This is a genomic window from Citrobacter sp. R-1.5.2 (assembly GCF_035064245.1).
Lineage (GTDB): Bacteria > Pseudomonadota > Gammaproteobacteria > Enterobacterales > Enterobacteriaceae > Citrobacter.
In genome coordinates this window covers 173856-195112 of record NZ_JASEYC010000008.1, presented here as the reverse complement: position 1 = coordinate 195112, position 21257 = coordinate 173856, and the positions used below count along the sequence as shown (strand labels likewise).

The following is a 21257-nucleotide window of genomic DNA, read 5'->3' as shown; positions in this document are numbered from 1 at the left end:
TTTATAACCAATATATTTGACAACTTTTTATCCACCTGCCAAATGTATATACAAGCTAATACAAGGGTAATTTATACCGATAACAACCATCATAACGGGCGAGGGTGACATGGCTTATTCCGGTAAAGTGAATATCCAGCAGGCGATAGATGACAGTCGTTTTTCACGGTTTCACTGGGTCATTATTGTCCTGGGCTTTCTGGTTCTAGCCATTGACGGCTTCGATACCGCGGCGATGGGTTATATTGCTCCCACGCTCTCTGCCGACTGGGGCATCCAGAAGCAGGATCTCGGGCCTGTTTTAAGCGCCGCATTATTGGGACTCTCATTTGGCGCATTATTAGCCGGACCGATTTCCGATCGTATGGGCCGTAAGCGCGTACTGGTCTTTTCCTGCCTGTTCTTTGGACTCGCCAGTCTGGGTACAGCGTATGCCGAGACGCTAAATATGTTAACGTTCTGGCGGTTCCTCACCGGCCTTGGACTTGGCGCAGCAATGCCAAACGCCATCACACTGGTCTCAGAATTTGCGCCCAAACGCTGCCGTTCAATGGCCATTAATACCATGTACTGCGGCTTCCCTCTTGGTGCTGCGGGTGGCGGAGTTATCTCCTCCTGGCTCATTCCCAGCTACGGCTGGCACAGCGTACTGCTGGCTGGTGCAATCGCCCCGCTGGCACTCACCGTGTTATTGGTACTGTTCCTGCCAGAATCGGTGAAGTATTTGGTTCACCGTGGCAAAGAGATCGCGCAAATCAAACGCATTGCCCAACGCTTTATGTCGGGAAACCTGGAGCAGGTCACCCAGTTTTACCTGGAAGAAGATCGGGTGGCGGTGAAAAAAGGCAGCGTAGCGCAGCTATTCAGTATGCCCTGGCTACCGGGCACGCTGATGCTGTGGATGACCTACTTTATGGGGCTGGTGATCTATTACGTATTGCTCAGTTGGATGCCAACGCTGATGCTGGGAATGGGCTACCCGCTGGCAGAGTCCGCCTGGCTGACATCACTATTCACCTTCGGTGGCACGGCAGGGATCCTGCTGGCCGGCTGGTTGATGGATCGCTGGGAAGCACACAAAGTGGTTTCACTTGGCTTTATGCTGACGATGCTGTTTGCCCTCGCGCTCGGCTTTGAGCATAACCACATCGTCCTGTTCGGCGCACTGATCTTCCTGATGGGGATTACCATGAACGGCGCACAGTCCGGGCTACAGACGCTGGCTGCAACGTTTTATCCCACTCATTGCCGCGCAACCGGCATTGCCTGGATGCAAGGTGTGGGCCGCTTTGGTGGCGTAGCCGGCACCATGATGAGCGCCCAACTGCTCTCCCTGCAATGGCAGGCCGACAGCATCTTGATGTTCCTCAGCCTTCCAGCGCTGGTCGCCGCTGCCGCGACGGTTTATAAGCTGCAACGCTATAAACCGCAGTCTCTGACCGTCGCATAGTCCCCCTCATTTCTGCTATTCTGCCCCCCGCTATTAAGGGGGCAGTATGCTTAACATCGTATTATTTGAACCAGAAATCCCGCCAAATACCGGCAATATTATCCGTCTTTGCGCCAATACCGGTTTTCGTCTGCATATCATTGAGCCAATGGGCTTTGCCTGGGACGACAAGCGCCTGCGTCGCGCGGGACTGGATTACCATGAATTTACCGCTGTGCTGCGCCACCCTGATTATGCCGCCTTCGTCGCCGCAGAAAATCCGCAACGTCTGTTCGCCCTGACGACCAAAGGTACGCCTGCACACAGTGCGGTAAGCTATCAGGATGGTGATTACCTGATGTTTGGCCCGGAAACGCGCGGTCTTCCAGCCAGCATTCTTGATGCCTTGCCTGCCGAACAAAAAATTCGTATTCCGATGATGCCGGACAGCCGCAGCATGAACCTGTCAAATGCAGTGTCGGTGGTGGTGTATGAGGCCTGGCGCCAGTTGGGATATCCTGGCGCGGTATTACGTAGTTGATTTTAGTCGGATGCGGCTAGCGCCTTATCCGACCTACATTAATTTGATGTTATTCGTTTCGAGCGTTATCGGCGCAGACAGATTGAACACGGACTGCGCACAGTCACCGGAGCGTACACGCAGTACGTGAGGATGACGAGCACAGCCCAGGTTCAATATGGCAAGTAAGATAGCTCGAAATCAGATGCCATCGCCGTATTCGAACGTATGGTGTATCCCATTGAAATGCTGATCCATATCCATGGACGGTTTATCGCTGTCGGGCTTGCCGACAATACGCGCCGGAACGCCTGCGGCGGTAGTGTGCGGCGGTACAGGCTGGAGAACGACAGAGCCTGCGCCAATCTTCGCCCCACGTCCAACCTCGATATTGCCAAGGATTTTCGCGCCAGCGCCAATCATCACGCCTTCACGAATTTTCGGATGACGGTCGCCGCCTGCTTTACCGGTCCCGCCAAGCGTGACGGATTGCAGAATAGATACGTCGTTTTCAATGACCGCCGTTTCACCCACCACAATGCCTGTAGCGTGGTCGAGCATAATTCCGCGACCAATTTTTGCCGCCGGATGGATGTCTACCTGGAAGGTAACAGAGACCTGATTTTGCAGGAAGATCGCCAATGCCTGACGCCCCTGATGCCATAGCCAGTGGCCGATGCGGTAGGCCTGCAGCGCATGGAAGCCTTTCAGGTACAGAAGTGGGGTGGAATATTTATCGACTGCCGGGTCACGCGTGCGCACAGCCTGGATATCGCAGGCCGCCGAGGCAATCATTTCAGGATCGGCCGCATAAGCCTCTTCCACAACTTCGCGAATCGCAATGGCGGGCATGATCGGAGAAGCAAGTTTGTTCGCCAGCATATAGCTCAGCGCACTGCCGAGATTCTCATGCTTGAGCAGCGTTGCGTGGTAAAAACTGGCCAGCATTGGCTCACATTCCGCCAGTGCCCGGGCTTCCGCTTTAATATTTTTCCAGACAATATCCAGTTCTTCACACGGCATTGCGTACTCCAGAAGGTAGCAAAACGACCGACCCGTTCTTCGCGGGTCGGGTCGTTATATTCAACAGTTTCCTTGCAGCTAGTGGCGACTCAGCTCGTCCTTGCGTGCACGACCTAATAACGTCAATGCTGCCTCGCGCGCGTTTTTTCCGCAATACAATACTTGATAAATTTCCTCGGTTATTGGCATTTCGACACCAAAACGGTGCGCCAATTCACGAACTTCTTTTGTATTACGGTAGCCTTCAACTACCTGACCAATCTTGTCCTGCGCGCCCTGCACATCCATACCCTGACCGAGCATCATGCCAAAACGACGGTTACGCGACTGGTTGTCGGTACAGGTCAGCACCAGATCGCCTAAACCTGCCATCCCCATAAAGGTGGCAGGATCAGCGCCCAGCGCCGCACCAAGCCGCGACATTTCGGTAAGCCCACGGGTGATCAATGCTGTTCGTGCGTTTGCACCAAAGCCGATACCGTCAGACATCCCCGCGCCAATCGCAATCACGTTTTTCACCGCGCCACCAAGCTGCACGCCAATGAAATCCGGGTTGCTGTAGACACGGAAGCTTTTGCCACAGTGCAGTAACTGCTGAAGATCATCAGCAAAGGTATCATCCGTTGAGGCCAGGGAGATGGCTGTGGGCATGCCCGCCGCCAGTTCTTTGGCAAATGTAGGACCGGAGATAACGGCCAGCGGAATTTCATCCCCCAGCGCTTCACGCGCGACATCCTGTAACAGGCGTCCCGTCTCTGCTTCCAGTCCTTTTGTCGCCCAAACCAGTCGCGCGTCAGCACGCATCAACGGTTTAATTTTGCGCAGCACTTCACCAAAGACATGGCTCGGCACCACCACCAGAATGTTACGGCTGGCGGCCAGCGCAGTAGCTAAATCACTTTCCAGGCGCAGCGTTTCGGGAAAAGGCACATCAGGTAGGAACGCAACGTTGCAGCGATCGTGCTCAAGGGTCGCGATATGTTTTGGATCATGGCCCCACAGGACAACCTGGTGGCCGTTTCTTGCCAGGGTAATGGCAAGAGCGGTGCCGTACGAGCCGGCACCAATCACAGTCATTGAAGCATTACTTTGGTTCATCAGGCATCCTGATGTTCTTCAGTACCTTCGCCAGCCTGCTGCTGTAAATAGTTCATGAACAGCGCATCAAAGTTGACCGGCGCAAGGTTCAGTTGCGGGAATGTACCGCGTGAAACCAGGCTGGTGATGCATTCGCGGGCATACGGGAACAGGATGTTCGGGCAGTATGCACCCAGGCAATGCGCCATCTGAGTCCCTTCAATACCACTGATGGAGAAAATACCGCCCTGCTGAACTTCGCACAGGAACGCAGTTTCTTCGCCCAGAGAAGCCGTAACGGTGACACGCAGCACTACTTCATACACATCATCTGCCAGTTGGGTAGATGCGGTATCAAGATCCAGTTTAACCTCTGGCTGCCAATCTTTCTGGAAAACATGCGGTGCATTTGGCGCTTCGAAAGACACATCCTTGGTATAAATACGTTGGATCTGGAAAGCCATTTCAGTGTTATTTTGTTCTGACATGTTTAGAAAACCCTTAGTGTTGTCCTTTAAATACTTCGGTACGCCTTAACGCAGCAGGGGATCCAGTCCACCACGCGCATCCAACGCATACAAGTCGTCACAACCGCCAATGTGCTGTGCATCAATAAAAATCTGCGGAACCGTCGTACGGCCACTGCGCTTGATCATCTCTTCACGCTTCACGGCATCGCCGTCAATCGGAAGTTCCTGGAAACTCACACCCTTACTGTTCAACAGCGCCTTTGCGCGATGGCAAAACGGGCAGGTTGCTTTGGTATAGATCTCAATATTGGCCATGACTTATCTCCAGTGTTCTTTTTACCCTGCGGTACGAAAGAAGACGGGTAAATTACTTGCCGCGAACCAGTGGCAAATTCTCGCCACTCCAGCCCGCTACGCCGTCTTTCAGTACAGATACCTGTTCAAAACCGGCTTTAATCAGCGCAGTTGCGGAATCCTGGCACTGCATGCCTGAGCCATCAACCACAATAACAGGTTTGTTTTTGTGTTTTTCCAGCTCGCCAAAATTATTGGCTTTGATTTCGCTCGGCAGCAGGTTCGTGGAGCCTGCGATATGACCTTTGCGGAAGTCGTCGCGCTGACGTAAATCCACAATCACCGCATCTTCTTTATTGATTAGACGTGTCGCTTCGCCGCGTGTAATTACCTTCACTTTTGAGGTCAGGCTCTTAAACGTGGTAAACAATACCGCCGCCAGTAACGCAATCCAGGCGATACTCAAGACAGGGTGGCGGCTAACAAATTGCATAATTTCTTGCATGGGGGGTAACAACTCCCGACTCAGTGATTAAAAAAACCAGGAAAGGAGTATACCTGCGCGTTGGCGCAAATACAGCCAGAGCATGCATTGGATTGCATTTTTGCGGGGCGCTACGGAAAAAAAAACACAAATCGCCCCCCTACCCGAACCGCTCTGGTCGATTATTTGATCTTCTGGGGCTACTTTATCGATTCAGCTGTAGTAAAATTACGCAATTATTTTTTATCTATTAAGTGTGAGGTTGTCGCAATGTCGGTTTCTAAAAAGCCTATGGTACTGGTGATTCTGGATGGCTACGGCTATCGTGAAGACAGCCAGGATAACGCTATTTTTAATGCCAAAACCCCGGTAATGGATGCCCTGTGGGCAAAACGTCCGCATACCCTGATTGATGCGTCTGGCCTGGAAGTCGGCCTGCCCGATCGCCAGATGGGTAACTCCGAAGTGGGTCACGTTAACCTGGGCGCGGGCCGCATCGTGTATCAGGATCTGACCCGTCTGGATGTAGAAATTAAAGAACGGACTTTCTTCGCTAACCCGGTGCTGACCGCCGCAGTTGACCAGGCAAAAAATGCCGGCAAAGCGGTACACATCATGGGCCTGCTGTCTGCCGGTGGCGTACACAGCCACGAAGATCACATCATGGCGATGGTTGAACTGGCCGCTGAGCGCGGCGCAGAAAAAATCTATCTGCACGCCTTCCTTGATGGCCGTGATACCCCGCCGCGCAGTGCTGAACACTCACTGCAGAAATTCGAAGAGAAATTTGCCGCACTGGGTAAAGGCCGTGTAGCGTCCATCATCGGTCGTTACTACGCCATGGACCGCGACAACCGTTGGGATCGCGTTGAGCAGGCTTATGACCTGATGACGCTGGCACAAGGTGAATTCCAGGCCGATACCGCAGTAGCAGGTCTGCAGGCTGCCTATGCTCGCGACGAAAACGACGAATTCGTAAAAGCGACCGTGATCCGCGCTGAAGGCCAGGCTGATGCCGCAATGGAAGACGGCGATACGCTGATTTTCATGAACTTCCGTGCTGACCGTGCGCGTGAAATTACCCGTGCGTTTGTAAACGCTGATTTTGATGGTTTCGCACGTAAAAAAGTCGTTAACCTCAACTTTGTGATGCTGACTGAATACGCAGCCGACATCAAAACCGCGGTGGCTTACCCACCAGCGTCTCTGGCCAACACCCTTGGTGAGTGGATGGCGAAGAATGACAAAACCCAGCTGCGTATTTCTGAAACAGAAAAATACGCGCACGTGACCTTCTTCTTTAATGGCGGTGTAGAAGAACCGTTCAAAGGCGAAGACCGCATCCTGATCAACTCGCCAAAAGTCGCCACCTACGACCTGCAGCCAGAAATGAGCTCTGCAGAACTGACTGAGAAGCTGGTTGCTGCGATTGAAAGCGGTAAATACGATACCATCATCTGTAACTACCCGAACGGCGACATGGTTGGCCATACCGGGGTGATGGAAGCGGCAGTTAAAGCGGTTGAAGCGCTGGATCACTGCGTTGAACAAGTGACTAAAGCTGTTGAATCCGTTGGCGGCCAACTGCTGATCACCGCAGACCACGGTAACGCTGAGCAGATGCGCGATCCGTCTACTGGTCAGGCGCATACCGCGCATACCAACCTGCCGGTTCCGCTGATTTATGTCGGTGGTAAAAACGTTAAAGCGGTCGAAGGCGGTAAACTTTCGGATATCGCCCCGACGATGCTGACGCTGATGGGTATGGAAATCCCGCAAGAGATGACTGGTAAGCCGCTGTTCATCGTGGAATAATCCCTCCCCATGAGGGGAAAGGCGATTAATACCATCACTCGGGCCGTGAAACTGCCAAAGTTTTCAGTCAGGCCCTTGTTCTACGCCAGCGCGCTTAGCGCTGGCGTATTGCTGTGCGCCTTTTCCGCCCACGCGGACGAACGCGATCAGCTCAAATCAATTCAGGCCGATATCGCGGCAAAAGAACGCGCGGTACGCCAGCAGCAGCAACAACGCGCCACCCTCCTTGCTCAGCTTAAAGCTCAGGAACAGGCTATCGCCGTCGCCGCAAGGCAACTGCGCGAAACGCAAAACTCACTGGCACAGCTGAACGCACAAATCGCTGAGATGAACGCCGCGCTCGCGAAGCTGGAAAAGCAGCGGGCAGCGCAAGAGCGCAGTCTGGCCGCCCAATTAGATGCTGCATTTCGCCAGGGTGAACATACTGGTATTCAGTTGATCCTCAGCGGTGAAGAGACTCAGCGCGGACAACGCCTGCAGGCCTATTTCGGCTATCTGAACCAGGCACGCCAGGAGACAATCGCACAACTGAAGCAAACCCGCGAAGAGGTCGATTCGCAGAAAGCTGAGCTGGAAGATAAGCAAAGCGAACAGCAGACGCTGCTGTACGAACAGCGTGCTCAGCAGGCAAAACTGGAGCAGGCGCGTAATGAACGCCAAAAAACGCTCGCGGGCCTGGAATCATCCATTCAGCAGGGCCAGCAGCAGTTAGGCGAGATGCGAGCCAACGAATCCCGTCTGCGCAACAGTATTGCGCGAGCCGAAGCCGCTGCGAAAGCCCGCGCAGAGCGTGAAGCGCGTGAGGCGCAGGCTGTACGTGATAAGCAGCAGGAAGCATCACGCAAAGGCTCAACCTATAAGCCAACCGAAAGCGAGAAATCACTGATGTCTCGTACCGGCGGGTTGGGTTCACCACGCGGCCAGGCGTTCTGGCCCGTTCGTGGTCCAACACTACATCGCTATGGCGAACAGCTGCAAGGTGAGCTACGTTGGAAAGGGATGGTTATTGGTGCCTCCGAAGGTACCGAAGTCAAAGCCATCGCCGATGGTCGCGTCATTCTGGCAGACTGGTTGCAGGGCTATGGACTGGTCGTCGTGGTTGAACACGGTAAAGGCGATATGAGCCTGTACGGTTACAACCAAAGCGCATTGGTCAGCGTGGGTACGCAGGTTCGCGCCGGGCAGCCTATTGCACTTGTGGGTAGCAGCGGTGGTCAGGGCAGGCCAGCACTCTATTTCGAAATTCGTCGCCAGGGTCAGGCGGTCAATCCACAGCCGTGGTTGGGAAGATAAGTTTTGCCTCAGTTTCGTCGTACTTTGCTCTCACTCGCCAGCCTGCTGGCACTCGCAACACCTGTTTTCGCCGGCAAACTTGCTATCGTCATTGATGATTTCGGTTATCGTCCGCAAACGGAAAAGCAGGTGCTGGCAATGCCTTCCACTGTCTCCGTTGCCGTTCTGCCAAACGCCCCGCATGCACGTGAAATGGCGATGAAAGCGCATAACAGCGGGCATGAGGTGTTGATCCATCTGCCGATGGCTCCACTGAGCAAGCAACCGCTGGAGAAAGACACGTTACGCCCGGAGATGAGCAGCGAAGAAATTGAACGGATTATTCGCGACGCGGTAAGCAAAGTGCCGAATGCCGTGGGGCTGAACAACCATATGGGCAGCGCAATGACGTCCAGCCTGTTCGGTATGCAGAAGGTCATGCAGGCGCTGGAACGTTACGATCTCTACTTCCTGGACAGTATGACTATCGGCAACAGTCAGGCCATGCGCGCAGCGGCAGGAACCGGGGTGAAGGTCATTAAACGCAAAGTCTTCCTCGACGATACACAAAACGAAGCGGATATTCGCCGTCAGTTTAATCGTGCAGTCGACCTTGCTCGCCGTAACGGGTCAGCGATTGCCATCGGGCACCCTCACCCTTCTACGGTACGCGTATTGCAGCAGATGTTGTATAGCCTGCCAGCCGATATTACGCTGGTTCGTCCGAGCAGTCTGCTCAATGAGCCGCAAGTCGATACCTCCAGGCCTAATCTCACTCCGCCGAGAAACGGTACGCCAGATGCGCCCCGTAATCCTTTCCGTGGGGTGAAACTGTGCAAACCGAAGCAACCTCTGGAGCCGGTTTACGCCAACCGATTCTTTAGCGTGCTAGGGGAAAGCATCACACAAAGCACGCTGGTGCAATATATGAGACTGCAGTGGCAAGGCTGGGGGAACACATCTTCACCCAGCACCATGAATGCTAACGTAGATTAAGCGCTTTTCGGGCAATACGCGAAGGCGTTGATGTTTTATCGCGCCATTTCCATAAACGGAATGACCATAGCAGTGCCTGATACAATACTTTGGCACTGCGTACGTTAGTTATCATGCGCTTATACATACCCGAGACAAAAATCTCTGCGATCATACGCTGACGAATATGCACATCCTGTTCTTTACGGACCGCATGGCATACGCGTAATGCTTCATAGGTGACTTGCTGATGAAATTCCGGATAAATAGTAATCCGATCGGCATATTCACGATTCAGCCTATCCAATAACCGCGTAATTTTAATATAGTGTCGCTGGTAGTTGAGATTTTTTAAACCTTGTCGTTTAAGACGGCTGATTGATTGATCATGTAAGAAGTATTTATATAAAGATTGTTCGGTATATCGCACGCGTACAGCGTTAAACATAAACTCCGTCGTCCAGACAATATCCTGGTGATGTAACCCCGGAATAAACGTTATTTTATTTTTCTCAATAACATCCCGGCGATAAATTCCCATCCACACCACATGTGTCCAGCGGCGTGAAGCCAACGCCATACGTAACCAGTCAGGGCCGGTCAACACCCCCGTAGACCGAAGACGATCCGTCGGTATTGATTGCCAGGTGTGTCCCGTTTCGAGAATGCACCAGTCGGAATTACACTGGGCTAAATCCAGGTCATCCTTAATTGCCATGGTCATCAGGGTTTCGTACATATTGGGATAAACCAGGTCATCGGCATCGACAAATGCAACATAATCCCCTTTGGCCGCTTCCAGGCCACGGTTACGCGCTACAGATGCCCCTGCGTTAGCCTGATGCAACAACCGCACGTGGGAATAGTTATCCGCATAATGTTGTGCAATATCAACAGAGTTATCCGTTGAACCATCATTCACAATGATGATCTCTAGCGCAGTCCATGTCTGTGCGATCAACGATTCCATGCAATCCCGAAAACTATCACCCACGTTATACAACGGAATAATAACACTCAACATACTTGTGCGGTTTCTCATCAGCTAACCCAGGTTTGTCATTACGCTGATGACTTTTACTACAGTTTCATTAAGGAATTATTAAGGTTAGAACGTATTTATGGGCAGAAACGCTGCAGCGAAAGCGTCCGATTTGAGAAAGATACCCTGCCACGCCTGCGTTTAGCAGGTTGATGATAGCTCAGATCGTCTACATATCGGGGTGCACAACCTGTATACTCTATCCCTATGAATTAACGTACTCTATAGGCTGATATTGAGGGAAAAGATGGCCATCAGTAAGACACATGAAAAAGGTTATACGGTCTATTGCAAAGAGACTAGAAAAGACCTTAAGTCACTGATGAATAAATACATCAAAAAAGAAATCAGTGGCAAACCGCTGAGCAGTGGTAACGCATTGCGCAGCGTGGAGTTGGTCGAGTACAACTCACAAAAATTTATCATCAAAAATGACCGTGAAGTTGATCCTCGATTTGAGAAAAAATTACAGAACTTTACCTCCGGCCCTTTCTATTCCCGGCTGATCAGGAAACTGGACAAGCTCCCGCCGGAAATGCGCATCTGTACTGCCGATCTCTATTATGCTGCTGAGAAAACACGTTTTCGCCAGTGCCATGATGTTTATACTATTCATGAATATATTGAAGGGGTTCCTTTAAGGGAAATTAACCAGCAGAATGCTGACGAGGTAAAGCAATGCGTGCTGCGTCTTCACAAGGCCGGACTGGCATCAAATGATATTCACCCAGGGAATTTCATTCGCACGCCAACGGGTGAGTTAAGGATTATTGACCTGTCCTGTAAGGGAAATATGAAGGTCTGTCAGGCAAATGACATTCTGGCATTACAACGAAAATATAATATTAACGTTAAAGGCAGAGGGTTAATTTATAAACTCATCCTGCTTAAAGAAAATATAAGATCGTTATCCAGAAAGGTCCGCGGAAAATAAAATCTATGGTTTATACGGCCAGATAGCGATATCTGGCCGTAATTAACATTGAATGCACGCTGCGCACTCAATCCCAGCTCAGGATCACTTTCCCGGACTGGCCTGAACGCATGGCATCAAAGCCCTGCTGGAACTCATCAATCGAGAATCGATGGGTGATGATCGGCGACAGATCAAGACCGGACTGGATCAGTGCCGCCATCTTGTACCAGGTTTCAAACATTTCGCGACCATAGATACCTTTAATAAACAGACCTTTAAAGATAACTTTCGTCCAGTCTATCGACATGTCTGAGGGCGGGATCCCCAGCATGGCAATACGGCCACCGTGGTTCATGGTGTCCAGCATGGTGCGGAACGCTGGCGGTGCCCCAGACATTTCCAGACCCACATCGAACCCTTCGGTCATCCCCAGTTCGGCCATCACGTCGGTCAAGTTCTCTTTCGAGACGTTGACTGCGCGGGTAATGCCCATTTTACGCGCCAGCTCCAGACGGTACTCATTAACATCGGTAATCACTACGTGGCGTGCACCAACGTGCTTCGCTACCGCGGCAGCCATAATACCAATCGGACCCGCACCGGAAACCAGCACATCTTCGCCAACCAAATCAAATGACAGCGCCGTGTGTACCGCGTTACCGAATGGATCGAATATGGAAGCTAAATCATCGGAGATATTGTCCGGGATTTTAAAGGCGTTAAACGCCGGGATCACCAGGTATTGAGCAAAACAGCCTGGACGGTTTACGCCGACACCGGTCGTATTGCGGCACAGGTGAGTACGGCCACCGCGGCAGTTACGGCAATGTCCGCAAGTAATATGGCCTTCACCAGAAACGCGATCGCCGATTTTGAAGCCTTTAACTTCCTGGCCGATGCCAACAACTTCACCGACATATTCATGCCCTACAACCATTGGAACCGGGATGGTTTTTTGCGACCACTCATCCCAGTTATAAATGTGAACGTCAGTCCCGCAGATGGCTGTTTTACGGATTTTAATCAGCAAATCGTTATGGCCGACTTCCGGTTCAGGAACGTCGGTCATCCAAATGCCTTCTTCCGCTTTCAGTTTGGATAACGCTTTCATTTCACATCCTCAGGCAATTACGCCCAGTTGTTTACCAATGCGTGTGAACGCGTCGACTGCACGCGTAATCTGCTCAGGGGTATGTGCCGCAGACATCTGGGTACGAATACGCGCCTGGCCTTTTGGAACCACTGGATAAAAGAATCCAGTAACGTAAATCCCCTCTTTTTGCAGTTCGCGGGCAAACGCCTGTGCAACAACCGCATCACCCAGCATGACCGGAATAATCGCGTGATCGGCCCCTGCCAGCATGAAGCCTGCTGCGGACATTTGCTCACGGAATTGACGCGCATTCGCCCACAGACGATCGCGCAGGTCACTACCCGCCTCAACCATCTCCAGCACCTTAATGGAAGCGGCAACAATTGCCGGAGCCAGTGAGTTAGAGAACAGATACGGACGAGAACGTTGACGCAGCCACTCAACAACTTCTTTACGTGCCGCAGTGTAACCACCCGATGCGCCACCGAGTGCTTTGCCCAGCGTGCCGGTGATGATGTCCACACGACCCATCACGTCGCAATACTCATGAGAGCCACGGCCGTTCTCACCCACAAAGCCTACCGCGTGGGAATCATCTACCATCACCAGCGCATCATATTTGTCTGCCAGATCGCATACGCCTTTCAGGTTAGCGATAACGCCATCCATAGAGAACACACCATCGGTGGCGATCAATACGTGGCGGGCACCTGCTTCACGCGCTTCTTTCAGGCGCGCTTCCAGTTCCTGCATATCGTTGTTGGCATAGCGGAAACGCTTCGCTTTGCACAGGCGCACACCATCGATAATAGAGGCGTGGTTCAGGGCATCAGAGATAATGGCATCTTCTGCTCCCAGCAGCGTTTCGAACAGGCCGCCGTTGGCGTCAAAGCAGGAAGAGTAAAGAATGGCATCTTCCATACCCAGGAACGCAGCCAGTTTTTGCTCCAGGTGCTTATGGGTGTCCTGAGTGCCACAAATAAAGCGCACCGAGGCCATACCAAATCCGTGAGAATCCATACCCGCTTTTGCCGCTGCAATCAGTTCCGGGTGGTTAGCCAGCCCTAAGTAGTTGTTCGCACAAAAGTTAATAACATGGCTTCCGTCAGCCACGGTGATATCAGCCTGCTGAGCAGACGTAATAATGCGCTCTTCTTTAAACAACCCTTCCGCGCGTGCGGTTTCCAGATCGTTCGTTAACTGCTTATAAAAATTCCCACGCATTGCAATTCTCCAGACTGGGCAAATTTCAGCACATATTACCCAATGCTATTGGTTTGTACGAGATGACTCATCATGACTTGTCTAAAATGCAGCATAAATCACGTGTACCCACATAACCTTTCAGGAATGGCAGACCTGGCATCACAACCAGGCTTACGTTGTCGCGTCATCAATGACCTGAGACGCTGATTACGGTGCCAGAGTAAATCCTGCCATAGCAAAGGCCTTATTAACCTTAATGATATAGTTGTCTTCGTAGAATTCCTCAATCGCCTGCTGAATCTGCTCGCCGGCAGGCAACGCTTTGCCATCAACGATTTCCTGCAGCAAGGAAACAAATTTTTCTGGTTCATCAGTCGGGTATAAATTACCGTTTATCCCTTCTTTGATAATGTCTGCAGGCCCCGTTTCACAATCAGAGCTAATGGCATAAACACCGTGAGCGCTGGCTTCAACCAGAACCATAACGAAACCTTCAAAATGGGAAGTTAGCAGCAGGCAGGTGATATTTTTCAGCGTATTTTGAATATATTCCCACGGTGATTTCTGCCAACCATGCCAGTGAATTTTTTCGCTAATCCCCAACGTTTCAGCTAATGCCGTTAAGGTATCAACATCCGGGCCGGTGCCGACAATATCTAAGGACCACTTCCCTTTTAGTTTAGCCAACCCGTTGAAAAGACTACGTACATTTTTCTGCCCATCTGCTACAACCCTGCCTACATACACAAACCGGGCATGCTTCTCTGGGGTAGGGATACGGATATCGCATCGCGCAACGGGATTGTAAATCGTTGCAATAGTGCTTTTTTCTATTCCCATCTCAATGAGTTGCTGAGTTATCCCAGAGCTAATTGAAAGATGATAGTCAGCTTTATTAATGTACTTGATTTTTTTCTTGTAATTATTTTTGTAGAAGTTAAAAATAGAGAAGTGAAACCATGAAAATATTTTAACCTGCTTGCTTGTATATTTTCTTGCAACGTGACTGATATAACATGAAAGCGTATCCAGGGATATAATTACATCAGGACTTTCCTGATGTATAATTTTTCGCAAACCATAAGCAAAACTTAGTCTTCTTAATTTAGTTATTTTTATATTAGAAGAAAGATGACAATAGCGCTGCCCCGTAAGCCAGCCAATATTGACATTGCTATTATTATTTTTCTTAAAGAAAACAAAGGAGACATCAATATCAGGGTCTTGCATCCGCAGCAGCTTCACCAGATTAATACATACCGTCTCCATACCGCCGAGGCCACTGGTTTCATAACCTGTAATAATTATCTTCTTAAGTTGCATATATTATTTTCATTCCAATGACTATTGTCAGCCCCAACACCGTGCTATGCCTTGCTTATTCATTCGTTGATGGCTCCGAAAAAGCCGGCACCGCGCGCCTGAACACCCATTCACAACGGGAATCATACACCACTCTGCCTAGACCATTTCAATCAAGAATATAAACAGCGAAAGCAATAACCAACACAAATGCCGCACGCCACATGACGCGACGTACTGCTGAAGCCGACGCCATGTAGTGATATGATTAGAGGTATTCGTGTCTGAGATTGTCTCTGACTCCATAATTCGAAGGTTACATTTATGATCATCGTTACCGGCGGCGCGGGCTTTATCGGCAGCAACATCGTTAAGTCCCTGAATGACAAAGGCATCACCGATATTCTGGTGGTGGACAACCTAAAAGACGGCACCAAGTTTGTGAATCTGGTGGATCTGAATATTGCTGACTATATGGATAAGGAAGACTTCCTGATCCAGATTATGGCTGGAGAAGATTTCGGCGATATCGAAGCAATTTTCCACGAAGGCGCATGCTCTTCCACTACCGAGTGGGATGGCAAGTATATGATGGACAACAACTATCAGTACTCCAAAGAGCTGCTGCACTACTGTCTGGAGCGTGAAATTCCGTTCCTGTATGCCTCTTCTGCAGCAACGTACGGCGGTCGTACCTCTGACTTTATCGAATCTCGTGAATATGAGAAGCCGCTGAACGTCTATGGCTACTCAAAATTCCTGTTCGACGAATATGTACGCCAGATCCTGCCAGAAGCAAATTCTCAAATCGTTGGCTTCCGTTATTTCAACGTCTACGGGCCACGTGAAGGTCACAAAGGCAGCATGGCGAGCGTAGCTTTCCATCTCAATACTCAGCTCAACAACGGCGAAACACCCAAGCTGTTTGAAGGCAGTGAAAACTTCAAACGTGATTTCGTCTATGTCGGCGATGTTGCAGCAGTAAACCTGTGGTTCCTGGAAAACGGCGTTTCCGGCATCTTTAACCTCGGTACTGGTCGCGCAGAGTCTTTCCAGGCCGTCGCGGATGCCACGCTGGCATACCACAAAAAAGGCAGCATTGAGTACATTCCGTTCCCGGAAAAACTGAAAGGACGCTATCAGGCATTTACTCAGGCGGATCTGACTAACCTGCGCGCTGCGGGCTATGACAAACCGTTCAAGACCGTTGCCGAAGGCGTGACGGAATATATGGCCTGGCTGAACCGCGACAACGCTACAAATTCACAAAATCATTCGAGCGGTATCAAGGCGGCAACTAAGTGAATCTCCGGGAGCTTACAAGAGTAAGTGACCGGAGTGAACGCAGGCAGCCAACGCAGAGACAGCTTGAAGGATGAAGTGAATGAAGATTTTGGTGGTAGGCCCGTCATGGGTGGGCGACATGATGATGTCGCAAAGTCTCTATCGCACGCTCAAGGCGCGCTATCCCCAGGCAATAATCGACGTGATGGCACCTGCATGGTGCCGTCCGTTATTATCACGCATGCCTGAAGTCAACGATGCTATCGCCATGCCGCTTGGACACGGCGCACTGGAGATTGGCGAGCGCCGCAAACTGGGCCACAGTTTGCGTGATAAACGCTACGATCGCGCGTACGTCCTGCCGAACTCATTTAAATCCGCACTGGTACCCTTCTTCGCGGGTATTCCTCATCGTACCGGCTGGCGTGGCGAGATGCGCTATGGTCTGCTGAACGATGCACGTGTACTGGATAAGGAAGCCTGGCCGCTGATGGTCGAGCGCTATGTCGCGTTAGCGTACGATAAAGGCGTGATGCTCACAGCCAAAGATTTACCACAGCCGCTGCTGTGGCCACAATTGCAGGTCAGTGAAGGCGAAAAGTCACTTACCTGTAGCCAATTTTCCCTCTCGGCTGAACGTCCAGTCATCGGCTTCTGCCCTGGCGCAGAATTTGGTCCAGCGAAACGTTGGCCACATTACCACTATGCTGAACTGGCAAAGCAGTTGATCGACGAAGGTCATCAGATTGTCCTGTTTGGCTCGGCTAAGGATCATGAGGCTGGTAATGATATTCTGGCTGCGCTGAGCGTTGAACAGCAGGCATGGTGTCGGAACCTGGCTGGTGAAACGCAGCTGGAGCAGGCCGTTATTCTTCTCGCCGCCTGCAAAGCCGTGGTCACCAATGACTCCGGTTTGATGCACGTGGCTGCCGCACTAAATCGTCCGCTGGTCGCTCTGTATGGCCCCAGCAGCCCGGATTTCACTCCACCACTCTCCCACAAAGCTCGCGTGATTCGCCTGATTACGGGGTATCACAAGGTACGTAAGGGGGATTCTGCACAAGGGTATCACCAGAGCCTGATTGACATCACGCCTCAGCGCGTACTGGAAGAACTGAATGACCTGTTGTTACAAGAGGAAATCTGACGGATGCGGGTTCTGATCGTTAAAACATCGTCAATGGGCGATGTGCTGCATACGTTGCCCGCATTAACAGATGCGCAGCAGGCCATTGCGGATATTCAGTTTGATTGGGTCGTGGAAGAAGGGTTTGCTCAAATCCCCTCCTGGCATCCGGCCGTTAACCGTGTGATACCGGTGGCGATTCGCCGCTGGCGTAAAGCCTGGTTTTCCGCCCCCATTAAAGCAGAGCGCAAAGCCTTTCGCGATGCGGTGCGTTTACAGAACTATGACGTGGTTATCGATGCCCAGGGGCTGGTAAAAAGCGCCGCGTTGGTCACACGTCTGGCGCACGGCATTAAGCATGGTATGGACTGGAGTACCGCGCGTGAACCGCTGGCAAGTCTGTTTTATAACCGTAAGCATTATATCGCCAAACAACAGCATGCTGTTGAACGTACTCGTGAGCTGTTCGCGAAAAGTCTGGGATATGTCAAACCCCAGTCGCAGGGTGATTACGCAATTGCACAGCATTTTCTGAGCGAACGCGATGCCGATGCAGGGCAGTATGCCGTCTTCCTGCACGCCACCACTCGTGATGACAAGCACTGGCCGGAAGCGAAGTGGCGGGAGCTCATTGGCTTATTCAATCATGCAGAAATACGTATTAAGCTCCCCTGGGGTGCTCCGCATGAAGAAGCGCGAGCCAGACGACTGGCAGAGGGATTTGATTACGTAGACGTTTTACCGCGAATGAGCCTTGGGGATGTCGCCCGGATATTAGCCGGCGCTAAGTTTGTGGTATCCGTTGACACCGGATTAAGCCACTTGACCGCCGCACTGGATCGGCCGAATGTTACGCTATATGGCCCTACGGACCCGGGGTTGATTGGGGGATACGGGAAGAATCAGGTCACATGTCGTGCCCCGGAAGGAAAGCTTGCTTTGCTTGAACCCACTCAGGTTTATTCTCACATAGCGCTGCCGTAATTATTCAGGTATCGCAGATATGTTAAATTCGTTCTTATACAATCGCTTTGCTATTTAACATATCTGCGGCTGACTAAAACTATGCTCTATATCGTATTTCATCCACGATTAAGCATTGCTGCATTCATCTACTTCCACCAACATAACCCAAGAATAATTCGTCGGGCATGCCAATATGAAGAGGAAATTTTACGTCTGAAAAGTGATTTCTGCTTTTTCTTGTGACTCTTTATCTCTTTACGCTCTTTCTCTAACCAGCTCCCGGACAACTCTTCAGGGTGATGGACAAAGTTTGCCAGGTATATATCAGAAAAATAGCCCTGGCGCATCAGATATGCCCATTCATCTATAATGAAAAAGTTATTTTCAAAACGGGAAACAAGTTTTTGAGCTGTTACAGAATTCATTAAATAACCGCAGGCTCGCAAAACATATCCATGACCAAATATGACTTTGCCGAAGGTCTGGCCACCAATTTTCTTGAGTTTAAGCAAATTTAAGACAACTTTATTCTTATACCTTAAACCATCCTGCCCACCAAGTAGATATAACGCGTCTTTATTGAGAACACTTTCATCGACAGTCGATATAAATTCCTTAAAATTCTGATCGATAATTGCGTCATCTTCAAGAATACAAACCCAATTTTGTCCACTCTGCCCAAACTGTTTAAAAGCCTTCATATGGCTTAGTGAGCAACCCAGTTCACCATCAGTAGGCGTGTGGTTTTCCCTGTGCTGAAAGTCAGTTAACGGTATCTTGCGCTTTTCTTCGGCAGACAAATTTTTCCCATAGATAGCATCAACGAACGAATACTCGATATTTAATTCATTCATTATATCTGATACGCGTTTTCTTCGGGCATCGTCAAAAGGAAGCGAAATGACCAGCACGTGCATGAGTTCAAACCCTCTAATATAATTAAGCCAGCACAGTCATCGTGAAATAAAGATTAACAATTACTAGCCAGCTAAATAAACTTAATTAACTATTCTATGTAGCTATACAAAGTCTATTATTTCATATTTATAGTTTATTCTTTGATGTATGATTAATAATCTTATCGGTTTTTCTTGCATAGGTTGCAAAGAGATCGGATTCATCACGAATAATTTTATTAATATCTTTTTTAAAGTATATCTTCAGAAATCTGAAGTAGTCTCTTTGCGTTAACCCGATGTTTAGCGAGGAGAAGTACAAACCAATCAGATCTTTATTACGCCAGCGAATAGGAACCGCATTCCTGATCTGAGCTCGGTGCAGATCAATAACCGACAGCTTGAACGTATTATCCTCAAAATTGGCCGGTTGATGCAATAAGAAGTGACAGAGATAGCAATCACGGTGATTAACGCCTCCCTGATGCATCCTTCTGACCATAATGGCAAGACGCTCAATTAATGCCATTTTAATTTTTCGCGCAGGTGGATTCACCAACCAATCTGCGCAATAGTCTTCCAGGCTAACCGCCGGGCTCAGATCTTCAGTTATAATAAAAGAGATACGGTTGAGCGGATTTATACCTTGTTGCCCGAAACCAACACCGTGCATTGTATCAACGTCCAGTTCCTGCAAACGGTGTATAGCATTCCATTCTCTATCAGCTCCGAGTACCGGCAAACGTAAGGAGAATAAGTTTTTGATAACTTCCTTCAGTTTAGTTCCCTGGTGCCATTTCAGGAAATAGCTTTTACCTGCAATCTCAAACCTTATCGTTCTACGCGTTTCGAGCTGCCTAAATGTTTCTCCCTGCAGCTTCTGCACTTCAGAAAAAGCATCTTTCCCTTTCCACAAGGATAAAAATGGTTCTTTTAACTCAACCATGGGTCCCACCTATAATAATATCAGCTGCTTTCTCAGGTAGACTATAAAGGTCTTGAGTATCAGCAAAGTGTTGTGCATTATCTTTCCATGCATTTCTCTGCCCTGAGTCAGTTAAAGAAAAATAAACAGCTTCATTTAATAATTTTTGCTCAAACGGTTCATCAATAACAATGCCGCACTCAGCATCTTTAATATAATGGGCATATCCGCAAACGGCCGTTGTTATGACAGGTAAACCTGCTGCAATTGCTTCAACCAGCACGATCCCTGCGGCTTCCTGGTATGCCGGATGAATCAATAGATCGGCCGCTGCCATTAATTCTGAGACATCATTACGGCCAGGGAAGAACTTGATATTGTCAGCAACAGCATACTCTGTTGCCAGCTTTATATAGCGATCAGGCTTATCCTGACCCACAACAAACAGAATCGTTTGTTTGCGGACAGCTTCCGGTAAGGAAGCGATCGCCTTGATAGTTCTGTCGACCCCCTTACGGGTAAAATCAGAACCGATTTGTATAATTAAATACTGGGAATCACTGATATCATTTTCTTTCCTGAAGCTAGCTCTACAATTTGTTGGCTGAGAGCTGTATTTTCTGTCAGGATAAATCCCCGGCGGAAGGATATGAAAACGCGCTGGCTCAGTATGATAGTGCTTCTGAAAATCCGCAATTTGCTTATCTGTTAGCATCAACAGCTGTGTTGATTTTCCCTCAGCAAATGTAGCTTTTTCAAAGGCGGCATAATGCCGATATCGTGGTGTCAGACGATAGAGCAAACCTTTTTCTTGCGCGACTTTTTCTGCGTAGCAGACATCAGCAGCATAATAAACATCTAACCCAGGCATTTTATTGAACCCAACGACCCGGTCTGCTGGATTACTCTCAAGATGTTTACTTACCCACCGATGATACTCAGCATTTTTCCCGTTGTTGGAGCATGACCTCACAGGAACAATAATGATCTCCAGGCTGTCTGGAATATTTCCTTGCCATGATTGTGTGTAAACCCGAACATGATGTCCACGTGATGCGACTGTTGACGCTATACGCAAAAAATCACGCTGTAACCCACCAAAAGGGAAATATTTATACAAACAGAAAGCAATAACCATTTTA

21 protein-coding genes are annotated in these 21257 nt (G+C 49.8%); 9 read left to right on the top strand and 12 right to left on the bottom strand.

Annotation, left to right across the window (positions count from 1 at the left end; genetic code table 11):
* Positions 1 to 109 precede the first annotated feature (109 nt).
* Positions 110 to 1450, top strand: a complete 1341-nt coding sequence (locus tag QMN38_RS16090) for an MFS transporter (RefSeq protein WP_323605346.1) — start codon at positions 110 to 112, stop codon at positions 1448 to 1450.
* Positions 1451 to 1496: 46 nt separating this feature from the next.
* Entirely contained in the window at positions 1497 to 1970 is a 474-nt protein-coding gene (trmL, locus tag QMN38_RS16085; RefSeq protein WP_137382091.1) for a tRNA (uridine(34)/cytosine(34)/5-carboxymethylaminomethyluridine(34)-2'-O)-methyltransferase TrmL, read from the top strand.
* A 180-nt stretch (positions 1971 to 2150) separates the two neighbouring features.
* Here trmL and cysE read toward each other — a convergent pair whose 3' ends face one another.
* The 5 genes from cysE to QMN38_RS16060 form a co-directional block, all read right to left on the bottom strand.
* Complete coding sequence (cysE, locus tag QMN38_RS16080; RefSeq protein ID WP_003024160.1) at positions 2151 to 2972, bottom strand: serine O-acetyltransferase; 822 nt, start codon at positions 2970 to 2972, stop codon at positions 2151 to 2153.
* Positions 2973 to 3050: 78 nt separating this feature from the next.
* Entirely contained in the window at positions 3051 to 4070 is a 1020-nt protein-coding gene (gene gpsA, locus QMN38_RS16075) for an NAD(P)H-dependent glycerol-3-phosphate dehydrogenase (RefSeq protein WP_271440352.1), read from the bottom strand.
* Positions 4070 to 4537 carry a protein-export chaperone SecB gene (gene secB / locus QMN38_RS16070; RefSeq protein WP_003024155.1) on the bottom strand — a complete coding sequence of 156 codons (468 nt, stop codon included), beginning with the start codon at positions 4535 to 4537 and terminating at the stop codon, positions 4070 to 4072. The genes gpsA and secB overlap by 1 nt, the downstream gene beginning before the upstream one ends.
* A 45-nt stretch (positions 4538 to 4582) precedes the next feature.
* Positions 4583 to 4834: a glutaredoxin 3 gene (gene grxC, locus QMN38_RS16065; RefSeq protein WP_003024152.1), complete on the bottom strand. Its 252-nt coding sequence runs from the start codon at positions 4832 to 4834 to the stop codon at positions 4583 to 4585.
* 52 nt (positions 4835 to 4886) lie between these two features.
* Positions 4887 to 5318: a rhodanese-like domain-containing protein gene (locus QMN38_RS16060; RefSeq protein ID WP_005120473.1), complete on the bottom strand. Its 432-nt coding sequence runs from the start codon at positions 5316 to 5318 to the stop codon at positions 4887 to 4889.
* Positions 5319 to 5567: 249 nt separating this feature from the next.
* Between QMN38_RS16060 and gpmM the strand changes: the two genes are divergently transcribed.
* From gpmM to QMN38_RS16045, 3 genes are read left to right on the top strand one after another with little or no spacing between them, the layout of a single operon-like run.
* A complete protein-coding gene (gene gpmM, locus QMN38_RS16055; RefSeq protein ID WP_271454734.1) occupies positions 5568 to 7112 on the top strand; it encodes a 2,3-bisphosphoglycerate-independent phosphoglycerate mutase in 1545 nt (514 codons plus the stop codon).
* 33 nt (positions 7113 to 7145) lie between these two features.
* A complete protein-coding gene (gene envC / locus QMN38_RS16050) occupies positions 7146 to 8405 on the top strand; it encodes a murein hydrolase activator EnvC (protein ID WP_323605357.1) in 1260 nt (419 codons plus the stop codon).
* A 3-nt stretch (positions 8406 to 8408) separates the two neighbouring features.
* Positions 8409 to 9380, top strand: a complete 972-nt coding sequence (locus QMN38_RS16045; RefSeq protein WP_323605345.1) for a divergent polysaccharide deacetylase family protein — start codon at positions 8409 to 8411, stop codon at positions 9378 to 9380.
* Here QMN38_RS16045 and QMN38_RS16040 read toward each other — a convergent pair.
* Positions 9367 to 10401 carry a glycosyltransferase gene (locus QMN38_RS16040; protein ID WP_323605344.1) on the bottom strand — a complete coding sequence of 345 codons (1035 nt, stop codon included), beginning with the start codon at positions 10399 to 10401 and terminating at the stop codon, positions 9367 to 9369. The two genes, QMN38_RS16045 and QMN38_RS16040, sit on opposite strands and share 14 nt — an antisense overlap.
* Before the next feature lie 247 nt (positions 10402 to 10648).
* Between QMN38_RS16040 and rfaY the strand changes: the two genes are divergently transcribed.
* Positions 10649 to 11335, top strand: a complete 687-nt coding sequence (gene rfaY, locus QMN38_RS16035; RefSeq protein WP_323605343.1) for a lipopolysaccharide core heptose(II) kinase RfaY — start codon at positions 10649 to 10651, stop codon at positions 11333 to 11335.
* A gap of 67 nt (positions 11336 to 11402) precedes the next feature.
* Here rfaY and tdh read toward each other — a convergent pair whose 3' ends face one another.
* The 3 genes from tdh to QMN38_RS16020 form a co-directional block, all read right to left on the bottom strand.
* Positions 11403 to 12428, bottom strand: a complete 1026-nt coding sequence (gene tdh / locus QMN38_RS16030) for an L-threonine 3-dehydrogenase (protein WP_005120462.1) — start codon at positions 12426 to 12428, stop codon at positions 11403 to 11405.
* Positions 12429 to 12437: 9 nt separating this feature from the next.
* Positions 12438 to 13634, bottom strand: coding sequence for a glycine C-acetyltransferase (gene kbl / locus QMN38_RS16025; RefSeq protein ID WP_323605342.1), 1197 nt, complete (start codon positions 13632 to 13634; stop codon positions 12438 to 12440).
* A 189-nt stretch (positions 13635 to 13823) separates the two neighbouring features.
* On the bottom strand, positions 13824 to 14939 hold the full coding sequence (locus tag QMN38_RS16020) for a glycosyltransferase (RefSeq protein WP_323605341.1): 1116 nt from the start codon (positions 14937 to 14939) through the stop codon (positions 13824 to 13826).
* Between the two features lie 303 nt (positions 14940 to 15242).
* On the opposite strand from QMN38_RS16020, the gene rfaD reads away from it, so the two are divergent.
* The 3 genes from rfaD to rfaC all read left to right on the top strand — a co-directional run bounded on the left by rfaD (position 15243) and on the right by rfaC (position 18312).
* Positions 15243 to 16223 carry an ADP-glyceromanno-heptose 6-epimerase gene (gene rfaD, locus QMN38_RS16015; protein WP_048227317.1) on the top strand — a complete coding sequence of 327 codons (981 nt, stop codon included), beginning with the start codon at positions 15243 to 15245 and terminating at the stop codon, positions 16221 to 16223.
* A 79-nt stretch (positions 16224 to 16302) separates the two neighbouring features.
* Positions 16303 to 17349 (top strand): ADP-heptose--LPS heptosyltransferase RfaF, encoded by a 1047-nt coding sequence (rfaF, locus tag QMN38_RS16010; RefSeq protein ID WP_323605340.1) that lies wholly within the window; start codon positions 16303 to 16305, stop codon positions 17347 to 17349.
* Positions 17350 to 17352: 3 nt separating this feature from the next.
* Positions 17353 to 18312, top strand: a complete 960-nt coding sequence (gene rfaC / locus QMN38_RS16005) for a lipopolysaccharide heptosyltransferase RfaC (protein WP_323605339.1) — start codon at positions 17353 to 17355, stop codon at positions 18310 to 18312.
* Positions 18313 to 18440: 128 nt separating this feature from the next.
* Here the strand turns inward: rfaC and QMN38_RS16000 are convergent, their stop codons facing one another.
* The 3 genes from QMN38_RS16000 to QMN38_RS15990 form a co-directional block, all read right to left on the bottom strand.
* On the bottom strand, positions 18441 to 19211 hold the full coding sequence (locus QMN38_RS16000) for a glycosyltransferase family 25 protein (RefSeq protein WP_271457307.1): 771 nt from the start codon (positions 19209 to 19211) through the stop codon (positions 18441 to 18443).
* Between the two features lie 127 nt (positions 19212 to 19338).
* Positions 19339 to 20136, bottom strand: a complete 798-nt coding sequence (gene rfaP / locus QMN38_RS15995) for a lipopolysaccharide core heptose(I) kinase RfaP (protein ID WP_271448767.1) — start codon at positions 20134 to 20136, stop codon at positions 19339 to 19341.
* On the bottom strand, positions 20129 to 21253 hold the full coding sequence (locus QMN38_RS15990) for a glycosyltransferase family 4 protein (RefSeq protein ID WP_323605338.1): 1125 nt from the start codon (positions 21251 to 21253) through the stop codon (positions 20129 to 20131). The genes rfaP and QMN38_RS15990 overlap by 8 nt, the downstream gene beginning before the upstream one ends.
* Between the last annotated feature and the right edge of the window lie 4 nt (positions 21254 to 21257).

What these genes read in the sequence shown, in the direction of transcription:
- QMN38_RS16090 (WP_323605346.1), top strand. Translation starts at nt 110, where the DNA reads ATGGCTTATTCCGGTAAAGTGAATATCCAGCAGGCGATAGATGACAGT.
- trmL (WP_137382091.1), top strand. Translation starts at nt 1,497, where the DNA reads ATGCTTAACATCGTATTATTTGAACCAGAAATCCCGCCAAATACCGGC.
- cysE (WP_003024160.1), bottom strand. Translation starts at nt 2,972, where the DNA reads ATGCCGTGTGAAGAACTGGATATTGTCTGGAAAAATATTAAAGCGGAA.
- gpsA (WP_271440352.1), bottom strand. Translation starts at nt 4,070, where the DNA reads ATGAACCAAAGTAATGCTTCAATGACTGTGATTGGTGCCGGCTCGTAC.
- secB (WP_003024155.1), bottom strand. Translation starts at nt 4,537, where the DNA reads ATGTCAGAACAAAATAACACTGAAATGGCTTTCCAGATCCAACGTATT.
- grxC (WP_003024152.1), bottom strand. Translation starts at nt 4,834, where the DNA reads ATGGCCAATATTGAGATCTATACCAAAGCAACCTGCCCGTTTTGCCAT.
- QMN38_RS16060 (WP_005120473.1), bottom strand. Translation starts at nt 5,318, where the DNA reads ATGCAAGAAATTATGCAATTTGTTAGCCGCCACCCTGTCTTGAGTATC.
- gpmM (WP_271454734.1), top strand. Translation starts at nt 5,568, where the DNA reads ATGTCGGTTTCTAAAAAGCCTATGGTACTGGTGATTCTGGATGGCTAC.
- QMN38_RS16040 (WP_323605344.1), bottom strand. Translation starts at nt 10,401, where the DNA reads ATGAGAAACCGCACAAGTATGTTGAGTGTTATTATTCCGTTGTATAAC.
- rfaY (WP_323605343.1), top strand. Translation starts at nt 10,649, where the DNA reads ATGGCCATCAGTAAGACACATGAAAAAGGTTATACGGTCTATTGCAAA.
- tdh (WP_005120462.1), bottom strand. Translation starts at nt 12,428, where the DNA reads ATGAAAGCGTTATCCAAACTGAAAGCGGAAGAAGGCATTTGGATGACC.
- kbl (WP_323605342.1), bottom strand. Translation starts at nt 13,634, where the DNA reads ATGCGTGGGAATTTTTATAAGCAGTTAACGAACGATCTGGAAACCGCA.
- QMN38_RS16020 (WP_323605341.1), bottom strand. Translation starts at nt 14,939, where the DNA reads ATGCAACTTAAGAAGATAATTATTACAGGTTATGAAACCAGTGGCCTC.
- rfaD (WP_048227317.1), top strand. Translation starts at nt 15,243, where the DNA reads ATGATCATCGTTACCGGCGGCGCGGGCTTTATCGGCAGCAACATCGTT.
- rfaF (WP_323605340.1), top strand. Translation starts at nt 16,303, where the DNA reads ATGAAGATTTTGGTGGTAGGCCCGTCATGGGTGGGCGACATGATGATG.
- rfaC (WP_323605339.1), top strand. Translation starts at nt 17,353, where the DNA reads ATGCGGGTTCTGATCGTTAAAACATCGTCAATGGGCGATGTGCTGCAT.
- QMN38_RS16000 (WP_271457307.1), bottom strand. Translation starts at nt 19,211, where the DNA reads ATGCACGTGCTGGTCATTTCGCTTCCTTTTGACGATGCCCGAAGAAAA.
- rfaP (WP_271448767.1), bottom strand. Translation starts at nt 20,136, where the DNA reads ATGGTTGAGTTAAAAGAACCATTTTTATCCTTGTGGAAAGGGAAAGAT.
- QMN38_RS15990 (WP_323605338.1), bottom strand. Translation starts at nt 21,253, where the DNA reads ATGGTTATTGCTTTCTGTTTGTATAAATATTTCCCTTTTGGTGGGTTA.